This window comes from Streptomyces sp. NBC_01092 (assembly GCF_045039535.1).
Lineage (GTDB): Bacteria > Actinomycetota > Actinomycetes > Streptomycetales > Streptomycetaceae > Streptomyces.
The window spans coordinates 1047380-1067962 of record NZ_CP108659.1 but is presented as its reverse complement, the minus strand read 5'-3'; the positions used below and the strand labels follow the sequence as shown (position 1 = coordinate 1067962).

Here is a 20583-nt window from a genome sequence, read left to right as displayed (position 1 = left end):
TTACTTGGTGAGGTACTTCTCCAGGTCCGCGAGGACCTCGTCGGCCGCGGTGACGCCCAGGCCCAGGTACCAGGTCTCGTCCGGAACGTCGTAGGCGTGCCCGGCCTTGACCGCCTTCAGGTTCTTCCACAGCGGGTTGCCCTGCGCCCGGGACTTGTCGGTGGCCTTCGCGTCGCCGTACACGCCGGTGAAGATGTAGTCCGCGTCGGCCTGGTCGATGTTCTCGGCGCTGACCTCGGCGGCCAGGTCCTCGATGTCCTGGTTCTTGGGGCGCGGGATGCCGGCGTCCTTGAGGATGGTGCCGATGAACGAGGCGTTCGCGTAGAGCCGGATCACCCCGTCGGGCAGGTAACGCACCATCGACACGGTCGGCTTCTTCGCGCCGAGCTTCGCGTCGAGCTCCTTGACCTTCGCGTCGTACGCGGTCAGCTTCGCCTTCGCCTCGGCCGTCCTGTCCAGGGCCGCGGCGTTCAGGAGGTAGTTCTCCTTCCAGGTGAAGCCGGGGCGGATGGAGAAGACGGTGGGTGCGATCTTCGACAGCTCGTCGTACTTGTCCGCGGCGCGCAGCTGGCTGCCGAGGATCAGGTCCGGCTTGAGACCGGCGATCGCCTCCAGGTTGAGGTTGTTGATCGTGCCGACGTTCGCCGGCTCGCCCGCGTCCTTCTTAAGGTAGGAGGGCAGCTCGGGGGAGCCCTCGGTCGGGGCGAGGCCGACCGGCTTGATGCCGAGCGAGACGACGTTGTCGAGCTCGCCGACGTCCAGGACCACGACCCGCTTCGGCTGGGACTCGATGACTGTCTCGCCCATGGCGTGCTCGATGGTGCGCGGCCACTGGCCCGGCCCCGCGTCGGTGCCCATCTCGGCGGTCTTCTTCGCGGCGGACGCGAAGTCCTTGCCGCCCTTGGCGACGTCCTTCTTGTCGCCGGCGCCGGCCGCGGAACCCGCGTTGTCCGAGCCGCCGTTGGAGCCGCCGCAGGCCGCGAGGGACAGTGCCGCGGCGACGGCGAGAGCGATGGCGGCCGGGCCGCGACGCCGGTGAAGCATGACAGGGCTCCCTCTTGGTGCACATGGGTCGGCTGTTAGGCCAGCCTCACCTTATCCGGACCTTTCATGTGCCCTACACGTGAGCCTGTGTGGTTCCTGTCACGGCCCTGCGGTGCCATGTGCACATCGGTGCGTCGGGCCACCGAACAGGACGGGGCAGGGCTGGGATGCTGTCAGGGCGAACACCGTCCTTTCGAGGAGGCGCCATGTCCGAGCCGTCCGTTCTTGCCGCGCTGGTCTCCGGATTGCGTGGCGGATCGATCGAAGTCGTCGACCTGACATCGCCCTTGTCGTCGTCGACCCCGGTGATCCAACTGCCGCCCCAGTTCGGCCAGACGGCCGTCTTCGAGCTGGAGGAGATCAGCCGGTACGACGACCGGGGCCCCGCCTGGTACTGGAACAACTTCCGCAGCGGCGAGCACACCGGCACCCACTTCGACGCCCCGAACCACTGGGTCACCGGCAAGGACCTCGCCGACGTCGCCTCGGTGCCGGCCGGCCGTCTGATCGCACCCGCGGTCGTGCTGGACTTCACCGCCGAAGCCGCGAAGAACCCCGACTTCCTGGTCGAGATCGACCACGTGAAGGAATGGGAGGCCGAGAACGGCCCCTTGCCCGAAGGCGGTTGGCTGCTGGTGCGCACCGGCTGGGACGCACGCTCGCACTCCCAAGAGGCGTTCCTCAACGCCGACGACACCGGCCCGCACACCCCCGGCCTGTCGCCGCAGTGCGCCCGCTGGGTCGCCGAGGAGTCGCCGGTCATCGGCCTCGGCGTCGAGACGGTGGGCACGGACGCCGGCGCCGCGCACTCCTTCGACCCGGCCTTTCCCTGCCACTCCTCCCTCATGGGCAGTGACAAGTACGGCCTGACGCAGTTGCAGAACCTCGCCGCGCTGCCCACGACCGGCTCCGTCGTCATCGCGGGACCGCTGCCCATCGTCAACGGCTCCGGCGCCCCCGCGCGCGTGCTCGCCCTGGTGGAGCGCCGGTGAACGTCGCGGAAGCGGTCGGCCGGGCGCTGTGCGCGGCCGGGGTCGGTCAGGTCTTCGGAGTCGTCGGATCGGGCAACTTCCACGTCACGAACGCCATGGTCGCGGCGGGGGCGCGGTTCGTCGCCGCACGCCATGAGGGCGGCGCGGCGACGATGGCGGACGCGTACGCGCGGACCAGCGGCGAGGTCGCGGCGGTGAGCGTCCACCAGGGGCCCGGCCTGACGAACGCCATGACCGGCATCACGGAGGCCGCGAAGAGCCGTACGCCCCTCGTCGTGCTGGCGGCCGAGGTGACCGAGCCCCGGTCCAACTTCCATGTCGACCAAGAGGCGTTGGCGCGGGCGGTCGGAGCCGCCACGGTCCGGGTGACGTCGGCGCAGGAAGCCGTCGAGCAGACCTGCGCGGCGGTCCGGCTCGCCGTCCGGGAGCGGCGTACCGTCCTGCTCAACCTCCCTCTGCCGGTACAGGCGTCGGAGGTCCCGGACGGGGCCCTGGCACAGGCGGCGCCACCGACGCCGCGGCCCTTGGTGGAGCCGGACGCGGCCGACGTGACGGCTCTCGCCGAGCTGCTCGGTCGCTCCCGGCGCCCGGTCTTCGTGGCGGGTCGGGGAGCGCGGGAACCCGGCGGCCGGGAGGCCCTCACGGCCCTCGCCGAGCGCTACGGCGCGCTGCTCGCGACCTCGGCCGTGGCCCGCGCGCTCTTCCACGGCGACCCGTGGAACCTGGACGTCTCCGGAGGCTTCGCCTCGCCCCTGGCCGTCGAACTGATCCAGGGCGCGGACCTGATCGTCGGCTGGGGCTGCGCGCTCAACATGTGGACGATGCGGCACGGCCGGCTCATCGGCGCCGACGCCACCGTCGTACAGATCGACGACGACCCGTCGGCACTCGGCGCGCACCGGCCGGTCCACCTCGGTGTCACCGGCGACGTCCGCCGCACCGCGCGCCGGGTGTTCGAGGAGGGCGGCGAAGCACGGGAGGGCTATCGGACGCCGGAGGTCCGAGCGGCCCTCTCGGCGCGACTGCGCTGGCATGACGTGCCGTACGAGGACACGAGCTCGCGCGAGCGGATCGACCCGAGGACGCTCAGCATCGCGCTCGACGAGATCCTGCCCGCCGAGCGGGTGGTCGGCGTGGACTCGGGCAACTTCATGGGCTACCCGACGATGTATCTGTCGGTGCCGGACGAGAAGGGCTTCTGCTTCACGCAGGCCTTCCAGTCGATCGGGCTGGGGCTGGCGACCACCATCGGCGCGGCGCTGGCCCAGCCGGACCGGCTGCCCGTGGGCGCCCTGGGGGACGGCGGCGCGTTGATGAGCGCCGTCGAACTCGACACCGTGCGCCGGCTCGGGCTGCCCATGGTGGTCGTCGTGTACGACGACGAGGCCTACGGCGCCGAGGTGCACCACTTCGGCCCCGCCGGGCACCCTCTCGACACCGTGCGCTTCCCGCCGACGGACATCGCCGCCGTGGGGCGGGGCTACGGCTTCGAGGCCGTGACCGTGCGGACGCGCGCCGACCTGAAGGCCGTGGCGGGCTGGGTCGCCGGGCCGCGCACCGCGCCCTTGCTGATCGACGCCAAAGTGGTCGCCGACCACGGGGCGTGGTGGCTGGAGGAGGCGTTCCGGGGCCACTGAGCCGATGAGAACGCGACGACCGCCCGGCGCGCGCTCGTGCGGCACCGGGCGGTCGGGCAGTGGCGGTCGGGCGGGATCAGACCGCCGGGGCCGGGTAGGTCGGGTACTCCACCCCGGAGACGTGCTGGACGACACGGATGACCTGGCAGGAGTAGCCGAACTCGTTGTCGTACCAGAGGTAGAGGATGGCGTTGTCGCCCTCCACCTTCAGCGCGCCCGCGTCCACGATCGAGGCGTGGCGGGAGCCGATGAAGTCGCTGGAGACCGCGTCGGGCGCCGTGATGAAGTCGATCTGGCGGCGCAGCGGCGAGGTCAGCGACACGTCGCGCAGGTAGTCGAGGACCTCCTCCCGGCTCGTCTCGCGCTTGAGCTGGAGGTTGAGGATCGCGATCGACACGTCCGGGACCGGGACACGGATGGAGCTGCCGGTGATCCGGGCCTTCAGGTCGGGCAGCGCCTTGGCGACGGCCGAGGCGGCGCCGGTCTCGGTGATGACCATGTTCAGCGGCGCGCTGCGGCCACGACGCTCGGACTTGTGGTAGTTGTCCAGCAGGTTCTGGTCGTTCGTGAACGAGTGGACGGTCTCCACGTGACCACGCTGCACACCGAACTCGTCCTCCATCGCCTTCAGCGGCGGGACTATGGCGTTGGTGGTGCAGGAGGCGCAGGACAGGACCTGCTCGTCCGGCTTGATCGTGTCGTGGTTGACGCCGTGCACGATGTTGGGGACGTCGCCCTTGCCCGGCGCGGTCAGCACGACCTTGTCGATGCCGGGGCGCAGGTGCTGGGACAGGCCCTCGCGGTCGCGCCACTTGCCGGTGTTGTCGATCAGGATCGCGTTCTTGATGCCGTATGCGGTGTAGTCGATCTCGGAGGGGTCGTTCGCGTAGATCACCTTGATCGCGTTGCCGTTGGCGATGATCGTGCTGTTCGCCTCGTCGACCGTGATCGTGCCCTGGAACTGGCCGTGGATGGAGTCGCGGCGCAGCAGGGAGGCGCGCTTGACGATGTCCTGGTCGCCGCCGCCGCGCACGACCATGGCGCGCAGCCGCAGACCGTTGCCCGAGCCGGACTTCTCGATCAGCAGACGGGCCACGAGCCGGCCGATACGGCCGAAGCCGTACAGGACGACGTCCCGTCCCTCGCCGCGCTCGATCTTGTTGGCGCCGGTGGCACCGGCGACGGCCTCGGCGGTGAACGCCTCCACGGTCAGACCGCGGTCGTCGGCCTTGTACGTCGAGGCCAGCATGCCGAGGTCGATCTGCGACGGGCCGAGGTCCAGTGCGGCGAGGGCCTGCAGGAACGGCAGCGTCTCGGTGACCGAGAGCTCCTCGCCCGCGATCTGCCGGGCGAACCGGTGGGTCTTCAGGATGCTGACCACCGACTTGTTCACCAAGGAGCGGCTGTGGAGAAGGACGGTCACGTCCCGCTCCCGGTGCAGCTTCCCAATGATCGGGATCATCGACTCCGCGATTTCCTCGCGGTTCTTCCAGTTGGTGAACGAGTCGTCGTTGACAGTCACGGGGCCTATCTTTCGAGCTAGGTGGCGCTCATATGCTAACCGCAGGTGTCGACGAGCTTGCAGAGGGGGGTCTGTGTGAGTGGAGAGTGTGCCGATTCACTCGCATTTGCCCCTTTAGTGCGGGCGATATCGTGTTGACCTGGAGGGAGGAGTGAGCGGGTGGAGCTGGAGCTACGGCATCTGCGCGTGCTGTGTGCCATCGCGGACGCGGGGAGCGTGGGCCGAGCTGCGACCGAGCTCGGTTACTCGCAGCCCGCGATGAGCACCCAACTCCGGCGCATCGAGCGGTACTTCGGCGAGTCGATCTTCGAGCGCGGCCCGACGGGCGTGCGGTTGACCCCGTACGGGTTCGAGGTCGTCGCCCAGGCACGCGACGTCCTCACCCGGGCCGACGCGATCGGACGCCGCCCGGCCGCCGGTGGCGTGCCCGAGCGCCGGTCCCTGCGGGTGGCCGCGACCAACTCACCGATGCTGGCCGGCATGGTGTCGGGCGTGCGCTCACGGTTGCCGGACGTCTCGCTCGCGGTGAGCAGCGTGTACGCCTCGTCCCGGATCGTCGAGCTGCTGGAGGAGGGCGTGGTGGACGCGGCCATCGCCGCCGACTATCCCGGCAGGGAGCTGGAGCACTCGGACGCGGTGGCCCATCGCGGCATCGTCACCGAGCCGACGTTCGTGGCCCTGCCGTCCCGGCATCCGCTCGCCCAGCGCACGCAGGTCGCCCTCGCCGACCTGGCCGGGGAGGACTGGTTCCTGACGCCGGACGACGGGGCCGGATGGCCGGGCGTCTTCTACACGGCCTGCACGGCGGCCGGCTTCACACCCGAGGCCGTGCACGAATTCCTCGGCGACCAGCAGCAGTTGCAGGGGATGATCGCCGACGGGCTCGGCGTGGCCGTCGTGCAGCCGACGATGCGGCCGGTCCCGCACGTGGTCGTCAAGCCGCTCGTCGGCACGCCGCTGTGGTGCCGCTATGTGCTGGCCTGGCGGCGTGCGGCGGTCGCCGACGACGTGGCCGAAGCGCTGCTGCAGTCCGCCACCGCCGCCCACCGCCAACTCGTCGGCCAGTCCCCGCACTTGAGGGCCTGGGCCGCGCGCACGTGGAGCCCGGCCGGGGGATAGGCGGCAACTCGGGGTCCCGGTACGCGTGTTATGGCGACCCGGTGCCATGTGCTATGTCACACGGCATTGTTGGTGTGCGGTGGCGTTGAGACAGTGCCACACACGCCTCAGCACCCCACATCGAGGCGCATCCATCCGTGGAGGAATCCAGATGCGCTACCGCTTCGTGCTGCGCAGACGCATGGCCACAGCCTTCGCAGCCTGCGTCACCGTCAGCGCCCTACTGTCGACGCCGGCCCTCGCGGCATCCGCGCCCCGCGCCGACGCCGCCCCGGCCCCATCCCGGGTCACGACACAGCCGCCGCCACCGACCGGCCGTACCGTCGACGCCGCTTCCCGTCCCGCCGTACAGGACCGGCCGCTGAACCGGACCCAGCTGCCGCCCCTGACGCCGACGCGCGTCCCGACCCGGCCGAGCCCGGAGCCGGGACTGAAGGCGGCACCCTGCACTCCCGGCGACTTCGGCGGCAGGACCGGCGCCGCACTGGTCGCGTTCGTCAAGGCCTCGACCACGGACTGCGTCAACACCCTGTTCGGGGTCACCGGAGCCGACGCGCGCGCCGTGTTCCGCGAGTCCCAGATGGTCACGATCGCCGAGGCGTTCACCAGCGCGGCCGGGACCTACAACGGCGACAACGCCTCCCGCGTGTGGCAGCTCGTCCTGTTCCTGCGGGCCGGCTACTACGTGCAGTTCAACCACCCGGACGACGTCGGCCCCTACGGCACCGTCCTCGACCGCAATACCACCCGCGGCCTGGACGCCTTCTTCGCCCGCCCGCACTCCGGGGACGTCACCGACGCGAACGGCAAAGTGCTGGGCGAGGTCGTCATCCTCACCGACAGCGCCGACCGGCAGGCCCGCTATCTGCCGGTCTACCAGCGCATACTGAAGGGCTACGACAGGTCTTACGACGCCATCTACAGCATGCTGGCGGCCGTCAACTCCGTGTACACCCCGCTCTGGCGCGGCAACTGGAACGCCGACTACGTCAGGGCGGTCACCGCCGACCAGTCCGTCGTCCGCACCCTGCACGCCTTCGCGCTCGACCACCTCGACCTGCTCGGCACCGACCGCGCGTATCTCACCTCCAACGCCGGTATGAACGTGGCCCGTTACGTCGAGCACCCGGCACTGCGCAAGACGGTGCGCCCCCTGGCCAAGCACCTGCTGGACACGACCCGCATCACCGGCCCCACCGCCGGTCTGTGGGTGGCGGTGGCGACCCAGGCCGACTCCTACGACGGTGCCAACTGCACCTACTACAGCGTCTGCGACCTGGCCGGCCAACTGACCCGCGCGGCCCTGCCGGTCACCCACGACTGCAACGCCGACCGCACGATCCGGGCCCAGTCCCTCACCTCGTCCGACCTGGACGCGGCGTGCGCCAGCGTGCTGCGCCAGGACGCGTACGTCCACGACCTCGTCCGCGACGCCGGACCCATCCCGGGCCAGTACCTGTCGACCCTCGACCTCTTCGTCTTCGCCAGCAGCGAGGACTACCGGACCTACGCCGGAGCGATCTTCGGCATCAGCACGGACAACGGCGGCATGACCCTGATCGGCGACCCGGCCGACCCCGCGAACGAGCCGTTCGCGGTCATGTACCAGAAGAGCCAGGACACCGGGCACGCCGCCCGCATCTGGAACCTCAACCACGAGTACACCCACTACCTCGACGCCCGCCTCAACATGAAGGGCGACTTCGCCCAGCAGACCTCGGTACCGGACGTGTGGTGGATCGAGGGACTGGCCGAGTACGTCTCCTACGGCTACCGCGGCATCACCTACGACCAGGCGGTCACGGAGGCGGGCCGGCACACCTACCGGCTGAGCACCCTCTTCCAGAACACGTACACCAACAGCGACGTCACGCGGACCTACCCGTGGGGCTACCTCGCGGTCCGCTACATGTTCGAGAAGCATCCGGACGACGTCCAGCGCATGCTCGCCCGCTTCCGCGTCGGCGACTACCCCGGCGGCCATGCCGTCTACGCCACCGGCATCGGCACCCGCTACGACGCCGACTTCGACCAGTGGCTGACGGAGTGCGCGGCCGGCGCGTGCGCGGCGACGGCGAGGTGACACCGATGCCGTGATTCCTGGCCGTGCCGGCCTTCACAGGTGAGGCAGTTGTGGGCGTTGCGTGTCGAAGCGCCGCCAGGAACTTCCGGAACGCGTGCGGGCCGTGCACAGTCAGGATCCGCCGGGCACGGCCCGCACGTCACGTCGCCGGGAGGTCAGCCGATGGGAACGCACCACCGCTCGGAGGGGGCGGGGCGCCTGGGCGCCGTGTCCGCCGCGGGCCCCGAAGGCGTCAGCCGACGCCGATTCCTCGGTTATGTGGTCGCCGGGTCGACGCTGACCGTCGCGGCACCCCTCGGTGAGACGGTCCTCGCGCCGACCGAGGCGGCTGCGGCGGTCCCCTCCGTGCCCGGCCCGGCCGAGATCTACGACCTCAACGACCTGCTCACCCACGCCGCGCTGCCCACGGCGAACCTGATCACGATCCGGCTCGACACCGACGGCACGGCCTCCTTCGCCCTGCCGCGGGCCGAGGTCGGCCAGGGCATCACCACCTCCAGCGCCATGCTCATCGCCGAGGAGCTGGACCTCCCGCTGGAGAAGATCCACGTCACCCTCGCCGACGCACGACCGGAGCTCCTGTTCAACCAGCTCACCGGCGGCTCGAACACCACCGTCTCCACCTACACCCCGATCCGCGTCGCCGCCGCCGTGGCCCGCGGCCGTCTGCTGCGGGCCGCCGCACTCGAACTGGGAGAGGCCCTCGGCACCCTGACCGCGAAGGCGGGGGTCATCACCTCGACCGTGACCGGCAGGAGCATCGGGTACGGCGAACTCACCGAGAAGGCCGCGTCGCTGGCCACCGGACAGGTCGCCGTGACCCTGAAGGAGCCCGCCGACTTCAAGGTGATCGGCACCGCCCGACGGCGCATCGACGCGCTGGAAGCGGTCACGGGCCGCAAGAAGTTCGCGATGGACGTCCACGTGCCGGACGCGCTGCCGACGATGGTGTGCCGACCGCCGACCATCAACGGCACCGTCCGCTCGGTGGCGAACCTGGACGCCGTGCGGGCCATGCCCGGCATCACCGACGTGGTCCGCGTCCCGACCGGTGTCGCCGTGCGCGGCCGTACCTTCGGGCAGTGCATCGACGCGGTGCGCGCGCTCCAGGTCGACTGGGGCCCCGGCACCGCCGACGATGCCTCCGACGACACCATCCGCGCGAAGCTGCGCAAGGCCGAACTCCCGCTGCCGGGACTCGACTTGCTGACCAAGTCGGTCGACGCCCGGTTCACCTTCCACTTCGCCAGCAACAGCGCGCTGGAGACCAACTGCGCCGTCGCCGACGTCACCGAGGACTCGGCCGAGATCTGGGCGAGCCTGAAGGCACCGATCGTCGCCCAGGAGGAGATCGCGCGGGGGCTCGGACTCCCGGTGAGCGCGGTCAAGGTCCATGTGACGGAGGGCGGCGGCTCCTTCGGACGCAAGCTGTTCCACGACGCCGCCGGCGAGGCCGCCGAGGTCTCGCGGGCGATGGGCAAGCCGGTCAAGCTGATGTGGCACCGCACCGACGACTTCCGGCAGGGCCGGACCCACCCCATGTCCACCTCACGGGTGCGCGCCACCTACGCGCTCGGCCAGGTACTGACCTACGACCAGCGCCACACCTCCGTGGCCACCGACTTCGGCCACGGCGTCGGCGAGATCATCACCGCCGGGGCCAGCCGCCTGCCCGTCGGCGACCTCACCTTCTCCGAGACGATCTTCACGCTCACCCAGCAGACCCCCTACCACTTCGGGCTCGTCACCCAGCTGCTCAGCGAGACCGACAAGGGCTTCAACACCGGCTCCATGCGCAACATCTACTCGCCCAACGTGCGCTGCGCGCAGGAGCTGGTGGTGGACGAGCTGGCGAAGCGCATGGGCAAGGACCCCTACCGGCTGCGCCGCTCCTTCCTCAAGGACGAGCGGGCCCGGGCCGTCCTCGACAAGGTCGCCGAGGCGGGGGAATGGGGGCGCGCCATGCCGGCCGGGACGGCGCAGGGCATCGCGCTCCACCCCGAGTACCACGCGTACGTCGCGGTCCTCGCCGAGATCGACTGCCGCCCGCAGACCACCGGACGCGAGATCCCGGACGCGTACACCGGACCGCGCGTCACCAAGGTCGTCTGTGCCGTGGACGTGGGTCTCGCGGTCAACCCCCGCGGCCTTCAGGCCCAGATGATGGGCGGCATCATGGACGGCATCGCGATCACCCTGAGCTCCGGACTGCACCTCGCCGACGGGCACTTCCTGGAGGGCAGTTGGGACAACTACTTCTACACCCGCCAGTGGAACACCCCGCCGGAGCTGGAGATCATCGTGATGCCGCCGACCACCGACTCGCCCGGCGGCGCCGGAGAGTTGGCCGTCGCGGGCGCGATGGCGGCCGTGGCCTGCGCCTACGGGCGTGCGACGGGCACGATGCCGACGACCTTCCCCCTCAACCACGAGGAACCGCTCGGCTTCGAACCGCTGCCCACCACCCCGCCGATCCCCGCGTCCCCCACCGACGGCCTGAGCCGCGCCTTCTAGGAGCTCCCGTGCCCGAACACACCTTCATCCTCAACGGCGAGTCCGTGACCGTGGACATCGAGGACGACGTACGGCTGCTGTGGGTGCTGCGGGACGTCCTGGGCGTCACCGGACCGAAGTACGGCTGCGGGCTCGGCGTCTGCCAGGCCTGCACGAGCCACATCAACGGCAAGGCGTTCAACCCCTGTTCGGTGCCCGTGAAGGACCTGCGACCCACCGACGAGGTCACCACCATCGAGGGCCTGCCCGCCACGGTCGGCAGCGAACTGCACCCGATGCAGGAGGCCTGGCTGGAGTACGACGTCGCCCAGTGCGGCTACTGCCAGCCCGGCCAGATCATGACCGCCGTCGCCAAGGTCCGCCAGGCCCGCCAGGAGGGCCGCGAGATCAGCGAGGCCGACCTCGACGAGATCCGCAACGTCTGTCGCTGCGGGACGTACCACCGCATCCGGGAGGCCATCGTGGCGGGCGCGAAGAAGTACTGAACGTGCCCCGTGGCCGTGCGGCCACGGGGCACGCGCGGTCAGCAGGTGGGGCGCTGTGCGTGAGCCGGATCCAAGGCGTTGAGCACGAGCCGTGTAGCCAGGTCGTTGTAGCTGATGCCGACGTGGTCGACGAACTCGGCGTGGCACACCTCCTGAAGCTTGACGTTGGTGACGCCCGGGGCCGGGTCCAGATAGGCCGAGGTGTACGGGGTGACGACCTCGTCGTACCAGGTGGTGATCACCGTGTAGGTGATGCCCGGGTCGGTCTCGGCGCCGGCGTTCAGGTCCCGGAGGAAGTCCGAGCCGATGAGCTGCTGACTGCACGCGGTGCAGCCCGAGCCGAGCACCGCGGTGCCGCCGGGGATCGCCAGGGCGAGGAGGCCGAGGCCCGAGAACGTGGTGCCGTGGTTGCACGGGGTGAGGGCGACCAGCTTGTCGACCGACGCCGCGCCCCCGAGGTTCTTGATGTCGACGACGAGCTGGCGGAGCTGCACCTGCTCCGGAGCGCCCCCATTGGGCAATTGCTCGGCCGACGGGTGCTGGGCGTCTTCGCGGACCCGCCCCGGGGACGGGCCGTCCGGCTCGCCGAGACCCTGGACGCCCTGTTGATGTCCTGGGGCCGTACGGCTCCCGAGGTCGCCCAGGCGCTGGGCATCCATCCGCAGACGGCACGCAAACGCCTGCGCCAGCTGGAGGCCCTGTTCGGCGACCGGCTCGGCGACCCGCGGTTCCGGTTCGAGGCGCTGCTGGCGCTGCGCACCCACGCGCTGCGGGCGGACGCTGGGTGAGGCGCCGGAGTCACCCGTCGCGGGTTGTCTCCAGCAGGTGGTCGCGGACCAGGGCGACATGGGGGTTGCTGGAGGATCCCGGGCGCTGGACCAGGAAGCCGGTGTTGATGGGCGGATCGTCCGGGTCGTGCAGCAGGACGAGCGCGCCCGAGGACAGTTCGGCCGAGCACAGGTAGCGGGGGAGCACGCTGAATCCCGTTCCGCCCGCCACCGCGGCCTTGACCGCGTTCAGGTCCGGCATGGTGACCGCCGGTTGGCGGGTCAGACGCCGGCCGAAGACATGACGCCAGTAGCGGCGCACGATCGGCACGTCCTCGGCGTAGGCGACCAGCGGTACACCGTGCAGCGCGGCCGGCCCGTCGGCCGCGAGCCGCGCCGGACCGCCGATGCGCTCCGCCCAGGCGGGAGCCGTGACCAGCACGAACTCCTCGTCCACCAGCGGCACCGAGGCCAGGGCCCGGCCGCGTGGCCGGTAGGTCGACAGCACCAGCTCGTAGCGGCCGGCCCGCAGCTCCTCCAGGAGCGGTTCGGTCAGGCCCGGGGTGATGCGCAGCCGTACGCCCTTGTCGACCAGCGGCGCGAGGGTCGGCATGACACGGTGGGTCAGCAGCTCGGCCGGACCGGCCAGGTGCACCGGTTCCGCCGGGTGCATGTCGGCCGACCCGCCCGCCCCCGTGACGGTGGCGAGGGCGTCCAGGGGCTCGACGATCCGGGCGGCGAGCTCGTCCGCGTAGGGAGCCGGGGCCACACCGCGCGCCAGGCGCTGGAACAGCTCCCGGTCCAGCTGCCGCTCCAGCGTGCGGATCTGCGTGGTGACCGTCGGCTGGGACAGGCCCAGCAGCCGGGCCGCGGCGGTGAAGGAGCCGGTGCGGTACACGGCGAGGAACGTGCGCAACAGGTTCAGGTCCACCGGCGCCGCGCCCCCGAGCTGGGCCTCCTCCACCTCCTCATTGGAATCCCTATGTCTCATATGGACGAGCCTATTGGATTCCAATGGCAGATCTTGCGTACGGTCGGGGTATCGACGTCCTGACGATCCGCGCGCACGGCGTCGGGACCTCCTGGACCCCCTCTCGAAAGAGCCCCCCGCATGTCGAAGATCCTTTTCGTGATGACCGGCGCCGACCACTGGACGCTGGCCGACGGCACCAAGCACCCCACCGGCTTCTGGGCCGAGGAGGCCGCCGCCCCGTACGAGGCGTTCAAGGCCGCCGGTCACGAGATCGTCGTGGCCACGCCGGGTGGTGTCGTACCGCCCGTCGACCAGGGCAGCCTCGCGGCCGCGGCCAACGGCGGTCAGGAGAACGCCGACCGGATCGCCGCCGTGCTCGACGCGATGACGGAGCTGCGGGAGCCGGTCCGGCTGGAGGACGTGCACCTCGACGACTACGCCGCCGTGTTCTACCCCGGCGGTCACGGCCCGATGGAGGACCTGGCGGTCCACGCCGGCTCCGGCAGGCTGCTGACCCTCGCCCTGAACTCCGGCAAGCCGCTCGGTGTCGTCTGCCACGCCCCCGCCGCAATGCTCGCCGCCACCGGGGCCGACGGCACGAACACGTTCGCCGGTTACCGCGTGGCCGCGTTCACCAACGCCGAGGAGACCCTGGCGGGCCTCGCCGACCGGGCCAAGTGGCTGCTCCAGGACCGGCTCACCGAGGCGGGCGTGCAGGTCCAGGTGGGCGAGCCGTGGGTCCCGAACGTGGTCGTCGACCGCAACCTGGTCACCGGCCAGAACCCCGCCTCCGCCGCCCCGCTCGCCGCCGAACTGCTGAAGAAGCTGGGCTGAAGCAGCTCGCCGTCCGCCCGCGTACCCGGGCCACGGCCGAGGACGCCCCGTGCGCGACACGCGCACGAGGCGTCCTCGCGGTTGCTGAGCGGCCTGCTGGACACCGCCGACGTCGAGCGGCGATGAAGGCGAGGCCGATACGTCTACCTACTGAAGGAACGAGCTGCCGGCGTCACCGAAGCCCTGCCCCTCCTGCATGTCCTGGGTCCCTTCACTGTCCTGGGTCCCTTCACCGCCGAAAGCGGTGCCGGGCTGCTCGTCGAACGAGGGCCCCTGCCAGGCCGGGGCTCCTTGGCTTCCGGCGCCGACGCTGCTCTGGTCGTCGACATCCGCGTGGGCAGCGGCAGCGCCGCCCAGGACGAACAGAGTTCCGAGAGCGGCGGCAGTAAATGCCGTGCGAATACGCATGCGTACTCCTGTGAGGTGGGTGCTGTTGTCTGATGAAGATCACCCTCGGAAGGCAACGCGTACACCAAGAGCCACTCGGATGAGTGACTGCGGCATGGCAACCAGCGCGACGGACACCCGCAGACGGTGTTCCGCGGCGGGATGAGCGGTGCGACGATGCCGGGATGATCACCTCTCCGGACCCACTCGACGGCAGACCCCCGGGCCGGGGGCTCCGCATGGAGACCCACGGCCTCGACGTGATCGCCGACACCGAGCGCAAAGGCACGCCCCGCACGCTGTTCTGGCCCTGGTTCGGCGCCAACGTGTCGATCCTGGGCCTGAGTTACGGTGCCTTCGCGCTCGGCTTCGGCATCTCCTTCTGGCAGGCGCTGGCCGCAGGGGTCGTCGGCATCGTCTTCTCCTTCCTGCTGTGCGGGTTCGTCGCCGTGGCCGGAAAGCGCGGATCCGCGCCCACGATGGTGCTCGGCCGCGCCGCATACGGCGTGCGCGGCAACCGCCTGCCGTCGGTGATCTCCTGGGTCCTCACCGTCGGCTGGGAGACCGTGCTCTGCGCCCTCGCCACCCTGGCCACCGCGACCGTCTTCGCCCGGCTCGGCTGGGGCGGCGGCACCGGGACGAAGGTGGTCGCCCTCGTGCTGGTCGGGGCGCTGACCGTCGTCGTCGGCGTCATGGGCTTCGACCTGATCATGCGGCTGCAGACCGTGATCACCGTGGTCACAGGCGTGCTGACGATCGTCTACGTCGTCCTCGTCGCCGACCACATCCACTGGTCCGCCGTCAGTGCCGTACCGGCAGGGTCCGCCCAGGCGTTCATCGGTGCGCTGGTCTTCATGATGACCGGCTTCGGCCTCGGCTGGGTCAACGCGGCCGCAGACTACTCCCGCTATCTGCCGCGCAGCGCGTCGAGCCGAGGCGTGATCGGCTGGACCACCTTCGGCGCGTCCCTGGCCCCGCTGCTCCTGCTGCTGGTCGGCCTGCTGCTGGCCGGCTCCTCCGCCACTCTCAACGAAGCCGTGGCCGCCGACCCGATCGGCGCGCTGACGACGCTCCTGCCGACCTGGTTCCTGGTCCCGTTCGTGATCGTCGCCGTCCTGGGCCTGGTCGGTGGCGCGGTCCTCGACATCTACTCGTCCGGCCTGGCCCTGCTCTCGGCGGGGCTGCGCGTGCCGCGCTACGTGGCCGCGCTGTTCGACGGAGTGCTGATGATCGTCGGCGCGATCTACATCGTTTTCGTCGCCGACGACTTCCTCGGCCCGTTCATGGGCTTCCTCACCACGCTCGGCGTCCCCATCGCCGCCTGGTGCGGCATCATGCTCGCCGACCTGGCCCTGCGCCGCCGCGACTACGACGAGCCCGACCTCTACCGCCCCACCGGCCGCTACGGCGACGTACCGCTCACCCCGCTGCTCCTGACGCTCACTGCCACCGCCCTCGGCTGGGGCCTGGTCACCAACTCGACGGCGAGCTGGCTCGAATGGCAGGGCTATCTGCTGGGCCCCCTGGGCCTCGGCGGCAGGTCGGGTGACTGGGCCTACGCCAACCTCGGCGTCCTCGCGGCCCTCGCACTCGGCTTCCTCGGCGCATGGGCGCTGCGGCGCGGGCACGTCCGCGAACAGGAGGCGCTCGCACTGAGCCCGGCGGCGGACGAAGCGGCGACCCCGTGACGACGAGTCGCCCGCACCTGCTGGCCCTCCTCGGCGGAGGCTTCTCCACGGACGCAGACGGGCTACTGGATGCTGGGGCATGCGCGCACCCCCCGGCCCAGGGTGTGTTTCCTGCCGACCGCCAGCGGCGACGCCCCCGCGTACGTCGAGAGATTCCTCGCCGCGTTCAGCGACCGCCCGGACTGCGAACCCTCCGTCCTGCCCCTGTTCGACAGGAAGCTCGACGACGACGCGCTGCGCGCCTTCGTGCTCGCTCAGGACGTGATCTACGTGGGTGGCGGCAACACAGCCAACCTCCTCGCGGTGTGGCGCGTACACGGCGTGGACCGACTGCTGCGCGAGACCTACGACCACGGAACCCTCATGTGCGGCATCAGCGCGGGCGCCAACTGCTGGGCGGAAGGCTCGCACACCGACTCCTTCGGCCCGCTCACCCACCTCGCGGACGGCCTCGGCCTGCTGCCGGGTTCGGTGTGCCCGCACTACGACAGTGAACCCGGACGCCGCCGTTCCTACAGGTCGGCCGTGGCGCAGGGAGCGCTGCCCGCCGGATGGGCCCTCGACGACGGCACCGGCGCCCTCTTCACGGACGGCCGGCTCACGGAGGCCGTGTCCCGGTCGCCGGGCGCGTCCGTGTACCGGGTGGTGCGGGACGGGACCGGTGAAGCCGACGAACGGGCGCTGCCGTGGCGGGACCTGTCCTGACCCGTCCCGGCTCGCCCCGTCACGGCTCCGAGGTCTCCGACTCCAGCGAGGTGCGGGTCGCGCTGCCGTAGACGCCCGACTCGTCGCCGAGGATGACTCGGGTGAGCTGGTACGTGCCCACCGCGCTCTCGACCCGGCGGTCGTAGTCGCCGTCGACGTCTGCGGCGTAGAGACCGATCTGGCGCAGGCGCAACTGGAGTTCGGTGACTTCCGGTCCCTGGTCGCCGAGGCCCAGGACCGGGGGCCGCCCCTGCGCGTCGCTCGGCTCGGGGGCGGCGGTGGCAGTGGCGCTCGGGCTGGACGGGGCCGAGGTGGGGGAGGCGGAGCTCGGCGCGGGGGAGGTGTCGCCAGGGGGCGTACCGGGGGAGGGCGTCGAGGTGCGTGACGGCGATGCGGCGGGTACGGCGGCGGACCGGCCTTCCGGGGATGTGCCGTCCTCCACGGTGCCGTCCGGGACGGGTGCGCGGACGTCGTCGGACACCGACCCGTCCCGCGTGGGGCTCTCGTACGTGAACAGTCCGCCCAGGAAAGCGCCTGTCAGTACGACGGCCAGAGTCACTCCCGCCCCGGTGACGACAAGGGTGCGGTGCCTGCGCCGGGAGCCCCCGTGGGCGTCCGTGTCGGGGACGTCTGTCTCGCCAGGTGTCTCTTGTGCGGAGGGCGGCTGCGGTTGCGTGGGTATGGGGTCCGTGTCGGTCAAGTCCCCTTGTTCCCGCGGCACTTCGTCCCCGGAGCGGTCTGCCTCTGTGTCCTCGCCGAGCTCCACGAACGGTCGTATCCGCACCGGATCGAAGTCCTCCGCGGCCGCCCGCTCCGCCGCGCGCGCGTCGCGGCGGGCGTCGGAGGCCCGGCGGGCGCACGAGCAGGCGGGGGTGGCGTCGGATGCCCGGGGTGTCCCGCACTCCGGGCAGACGGGGCCGTTCGGTTCGCTCACGTAGGGGTCCCTCTCCATGCAGGATCCAGAGTCTAGGCATAAGTTGAACACTCAATCTCCATGGCCCCAGAGGTTGACGGAGCAGGCGCTTCAGGGCTGTCCGAAACCGGTCGCACCGGCCCGGGTACGTCCCTCACGCCGACCGACGTGGCGGCGTCCCCGTGGTGGGCCGGCCGAGGTGGGCGGTGAACCAGTCGCGGGCCAGTTCCGCGACCGTCGTGAGAGTGCCGGGCTCCTCGAAGAGATGGGTGGCGCCCGGGACCACGGCGATCCGGTGCTCGCAGTGCATCCGGTCCGCGGCCAGGCGGTTGAGGCTGAGCACCTGTGTGTCACGGCTGCCGACGATGAGCAGGGTCGGCGCCCGCAGCCGCGCCAGCGCCGCCGGCGTGGCCAGGTCGGGGCGGCCGCCGCGCGAGACGACCGAGCGGACGTCGGAGCCGGACAGCGCGGCCGCCTCCAGCGCGGCGGCGGCCCCGGTGCTGGCCCCGAAGTAGGCGACGGGCAGGCCGGTTTCCTCGCGCAGCCATACCGACGCGGCATGCAGACGCCGGGCGAGCAGCAGGATGTCGAAGACGTTGTGCCGGTCGTGCGCCTCGCCGTCGGTGAGCAGGTCGAGCAGCAGTGTGGCCAGCCCCGCCCGGTTGAGGGCGGTGGCGACGTACTGGTTGCGGGGGCTGAGCCGGCTGCTGCCACTGCCGTGCGCGAACGCCACTGCCGCCGCGGCCCCGTCCGGCACGACCAGCCGGGCACCCACCCGCGCTCCCGCCGCCGGGATCAGCACCTCACGGTCCGACGGCGACGCCGACTTGGATCCCGCGGCCGCGGCGAGCAGCGAGGTGACCTCGGCGTCCGGCACCTGACCGAAGTCCCGGTACCAGGCACCCACCGAGCCGAGGATCCGGTGCGTCTGCGGGCAGACGACGTCGTCGGCCACCTGCCGCAGCCGGGCCACGCTGTGCGCCGGTCCGACGGGCACGGCGAGCACGACCCGGGCCGCGCCCTGACCTCGCACGACCCGGCAAGCGGCCTCGGCCGTGGCACCGGTGGCGAGCCCGTCGTCCACCACGAGCGCGGTGCGCCCGGCCACCGGCAGCGCCTCCCGCCCCTGCCGGTAGCCCCGCACCCGCCGCTCCAGCTCGGCACGCTCGGCCGCCTCCACGGCCCCCCGCTCGGCCGAGGTCAGCCCGGCCTCGCCGATCACATCCCGGTTGAGGACACGCACCCCGTGCTCGCCGATCGCCCCGAACCCCCACTCCGGCTGGTCGGGCACACCCAGCTTCCGCACCACCAGCACATCCAGCGGGGCGTCGAGCCGCCGGGCCACCTCCGCCGCCACGGGCACCCCGCCGCGCGGCAGGCCCAGCACCACCACATCCTGACCGCGCAGCTCCTCAAGCCCCTCGGCCAGCAGCCGCCCGGCCGTCCTGCGGTCGTCGTAACGCATACGTGCCTCCCGTGCCCACGAGGACGGGAGCTGTCCCTTCTCTTCAGGCTACGACTGTTCGCGGGAGGCTTCGGCACTTGGCGATTTCGGGTCGGTACCCCCGAGGCGGTTGCCATGTTCAATCACTCGTAGCGCGTCACGCATCACGGCACGAACGGACGTCCCCACACGTCAGGAGGCATCGTGATCGCCGCTCCCGAGCCCCGACCGACCGAACGCGACATCGTCGAACGCGCCGTGAACCTGCGGCCCGTGCTGATCGAACGACAGCCGGAGACGGAACGGCTGACGCACTACCCCAAGGACACCCACGACGACTTCCTGCGGGCCGGCTTCTACCGGATGCTCCAGCCACGCCGCTACGGCGGCTACGAGTTCGGCCTGCCCGTCTTCTACCGCGTGGTCACCGAGATCGCCCGCGGCTGCCCCTCCACCGGCTGGGCCCTGTCCCTCACCGCCGCCCACGTCCTGCAGGTGGCGAGCGTCTTCGAGGAGAGGGCACAGGACGAGATCTTCGGCGCCGACGGCGACTTCCGCGCCGCGTCCACGGTCGCGCCCATCGGCGTCGCCCGGCCCGACGGCGACGACCACGTCGTCCTCGACGGCACCTGGCCGTACTCCTCGGGCGCCCCCTACTCCACCCACTACGTCGGCCAGACCCTGCGCGCCCCCACCCGCCCCGGCGGCCCGCCCGAACCACCGGTGCTGTTCGTCGCCCCGCGCTCGGTGTGGACGGTGCTCGACGACTGGCACGGCGTCCTCGGCCTGCGCGGCAGCGGCTCCCACAGATCCACATGGAGCAGGCCCGCATCCCGGCCCACCTCACCCGTGAGGCGAGCCTGCTTGACCTGCCCGTCGAGGGCGGCAGCGTCGGCTCCGCGCTGCACGGCAACCCCATGTACGCGGGGCGCGCACCGAGCTTCTTCCACGGCGAGCTGGCCGCCATCATGATCGGCACCGCGTACGCCGCCGCCGACGAGTATGCCCGCGTGATCGCCGCGCGCCCCCTCATCCTCGAACCCGGCCGCACCCGCGCGGAACTCCACGACTACCAGCGGCATCTCGGCGAGGCGCTCGGCGTGATCCACACGGCCGAGGCGGCGCTGCTGCGCACCGCCGAGGAGTGGATGGAGACCTGCCACCGCAACGCCACCGGCGGCGCCCCCTTCACCCCCGCCGACGACAACCGCCTGGCGCTGATGTTCCTGAACGCCGGCCGCATGACCTGGGACGTTCTCCAGGGCACCCTGTTCCGCACGGCCGGTTCCCGGCACGCCCGCGACGGCGAGCGGATGCAGCGCTACTTCCGGGACGCGGCGACGTACTGGACCCACGTGGGCCCCAGCATGGCCGAACCCCTCTCCCGCCGGGTCGGCCGCGATCGCCTCGGGCTCCCGTCCGATGACATTCCGTTGATCCCCTGACCTGCGGACAACGGATGCCCTGACCTGTGGA

General features: G+C 71.3%; 18 protein-coding genes and 1 pseudogene. 12 read left to right on the top strand and 7 right to left on the bottom strand.

Annotated features, from left to right (window positions below):
• Positions 1-1044, bottom strand: a complete 1044-nt coding sequence (locus OG254_RS04680; protein WP_405577509.1) for an ABC transporter substrate-binding protein — start codon at positions 1042-1044, stop codon at positions 1-3.
• Between the two features lie 206 nt (positions 1045-1250).
• Between OG254_RS04680 and OG254_RS04675 the strand changes: the two genes are divergently transcribed.
• A complete protein-coding gene (locus tag OG254_RS04675; RefSeq protein WP_405577507.1) occupies positions 1251-2036 on the top strand; it encodes a cyclase family protein in 786 nt (261 codons plus the stop codon).
• Positions 2033-3673: a thiamine pyrophosphate-binding protein gene (locus OG254_RS04670; RefSeq protein ID WP_405577505.1), complete on the top strand. Its 1641-nt coding sequence runs from the start codon at positions 2033-2035 to the stop codon at positions 3671-3673. Before OG254_RS04675 ends, OG254_RS04670 begins: the two co-directional genes overlap by 4 nt.
• Positions 3674-3749: 76 nt before the next feature.
• Here the strand turns inward: OG254_RS04670 and OG254_RS04665 are convergent, their stop codons facing one another.
• Positions 3750-5195 (bottom strand): glyceraldehyde-3-phosphate dehydrogenase, encoded by a 1446-nt coding sequence (locus OG254_RS04665; protein ID WP_351185527.1) that lies wholly within the window; start codon positions 5193-5195, stop codon positions 3750-3752.
• A 159-nt stretch (positions 5196-5354) separates the two neighbouring features.
• Between OG254_RS04665 and OG254_RS04660 the strand changes: the two genes are divergently transcribed.
• The 4 genes from OG254_RS04660 (at position 5355) to OG254_RS04645 (ending at position 11396) form a co-directional block, all read left to right on the top strand.
• Positions 5355-6314, top strand: coding sequence for a LysR family transcriptional regulator (locus OG254_RS04660; protein ID WP_405577502.1), 960 nt, complete (start codon positions 5355-5357; stop codon positions 6312-6314).
• Between the two features lie 151 nt (positions 6315-6465).
• Positions 6466-8397 (top strand): collagenase, encoded by a 1932-nt coding sequence (locus tag OG254_RS04655; RefSeq protein WP_405577500.1) that lies wholly within the window; start codon positions 6466-6468, stop codon positions 8395-8397.
• A gap of 162 nt (positions 8398-8559) precedes the next feature.
• Positions 8560-10911 (top strand): molybdopterin cofactor-binding domain-containing protein, encoded by a 2352-nt coding sequence (locus OG254_RS04650; protein WP_405577498.1) that lies wholly within the window; start codon positions 8560-8562, stop codon positions 10909-10911.
• 8 nt (positions 10912-10919) lie between these two features.
• Positions 10920-11396 carry a (2Fe-2S)-binding protein gene (locus OG254_RS04645; RefSeq protein WP_147998151.1) on the top strand — a complete coding sequence of 159 codons (477 nt, stop codon included), beginning with the start codon at positions 10920-10922 and terminating at the stop codon, positions 11394-11396.
• 38 nt (positions 11397-11434) lie between these two features.
• Here OG254_RS04645 and OG254_RS04640 read toward each other — a convergent pair whose 3' ends face one another.
• The gene (locus OG254_RS04640; RefSeq protein WP_405577495.1) at positions 11435-11890 is read right to left on the bottom strand and encodes a hypothetical protein; all 456 of its coding nucleotides are present in this window, start codon (positions 11888-11890) and stop codon (positions 11435-11437) included.
• Positions 11891-11917: 27 nt separating this feature from the next.
• Here OG254_RS04640 and OG254_RS04635 point away from each other — a divergent pair, with 27 nt between their 5' ends.
• Positions 11918-12184, top strand: coding sequence for a helix-turn-helix domain-containing protein (locus OG254_RS04635; protein WP_405577493.1), 267 nt, complete (start codon positions 11918-11920; stop codon positions 12182-12184).
• A gap of 10 nt (positions 12185-12194) precedes the next feature.
• Here the strand turns inward: OG254_RS04635 and OG254_RS04630 are convergent, their stop codons facing one another.
• On the bottom strand, positions 12195-13154 hold the full coding sequence (locus OG254_RS04630) for a LysR family transcriptional regulator (protein ID WP_405577491.1): 960 nt from the start codon (positions 13152-13154) through the stop codon (positions 12195-12197).
• A gap of 120 nt (positions 13155-13274) precedes the next feature.
• On the opposite strand from OG254_RS04630, the gene OG254_RS04625 reads away from it, so the two are divergent.
• Positions 13275-13970, top strand: a complete 696-nt coding sequence (locus OG254_RS04625) for a type 1 glutamine amidotransferase domain-containing protein (protein ID WP_405577489.1) — start codon at positions 13275-13277, stop codon at positions 13968-13970.
• A gap of 147 nt (positions 13971-14117) precedes the next feature.
• Here OG254_RS04625 and OG254_RS04620 read toward each other — a convergent pair whose 3' ends face one another.
• Positions 14118-14378, bottom strand: a complete 261-nt coding sequence (locus OG254_RS04620; RefSeq protein WP_405577487.1) for a hypothetical protein — start codon at positions 14376-14378, stop codon at positions 14118-14120.
• A 164-nt stretch (positions 14379-14542) separates the two neighbouring features.
• Between OG254_RS04620 and OG254_RS04615 the strand changes: the two genes are divergently transcribed.
• Positions 14543-16045: a purine-cytosine permease family protein gene (locus tag OG254_RS04615; protein ID WP_405577485.1), complete on the top strand. Its 1503-nt coding sequence runs from the start codon at positions 14543-14545 to the stop codon at positions 16043-16045.
• A pseudogene (locus OG254_RS04610) lies at positions 15964-16750 on the top strand (Type 1 glutamine amidotransferase-like domain-containing protein). The gene OG254_RS04615 and the pseudogene OG254_RS04610 overlap by 82 nt, the downstream one beginning before the upstream one ends.
• Before the next feature lie 19 nt (positions 16751-16769).
• On the opposite strand, the gene OG254_RS04605 reads toward OG254_RS04610, so the two are convergent.
• Both OG254_RS04605 and OG254_RS04600 read right to left on the bottom strand, forming a co-directional pair.
• Positions 16770-17684 (bottom strand): peptidoglycan-binding protein, encoded by a 915-nt coding sequence (locus OG254_RS04605; RefSeq protein WP_405577483.1) that lies wholly within the window; start codon positions 17682-17684, stop codon positions 16770-16772.
• A gap of 133 nt (positions 17685-17817) precedes the next feature.
• Positions 17818-19128 carry a phosphoribosyltransferase family protein gene (locus OG254_RS04600; RefSeq protein ID WP_405577481.1) on the bottom strand — a complete coding sequence of 437 codons (1311 nt, stop codon included), beginning with the start codon at positions 19126-19128 and terminating at the stop codon, positions 17818-17820.
• A gap of 183 nt (positions 19129-19311) precedes the next feature.
• Here OG254_RS04600 and OG254_RS04595 point away from each other — a divergent pair, with 183 nt between their 5' ends.
• Positions 19312-20079, top strand: coding sequence for an acyl-CoA dehydrogenase family protein (locus tag OG254_RS04595; protein WP_405577479.1), 768 nt, complete (start codon positions 19312-19314; stop codon positions 20077-20079).
• Positions 20025-20552: a hypothetical protein gene (locus tag OG254_RS04590; RefSeq protein ID WP_405577477.1), complete on the top strand. Its 528-nt coding sequence runs from the start codon at positions 20025-20027 to the stop codon at positions 20550-20552. Before OG254_RS04595 ends, OG254_RS04590 begins: the two co-directional genes overlap by 55 nt.
• The last annotated feature ends 31 nt before the right edge of the window (positions 20553-20583 follow it).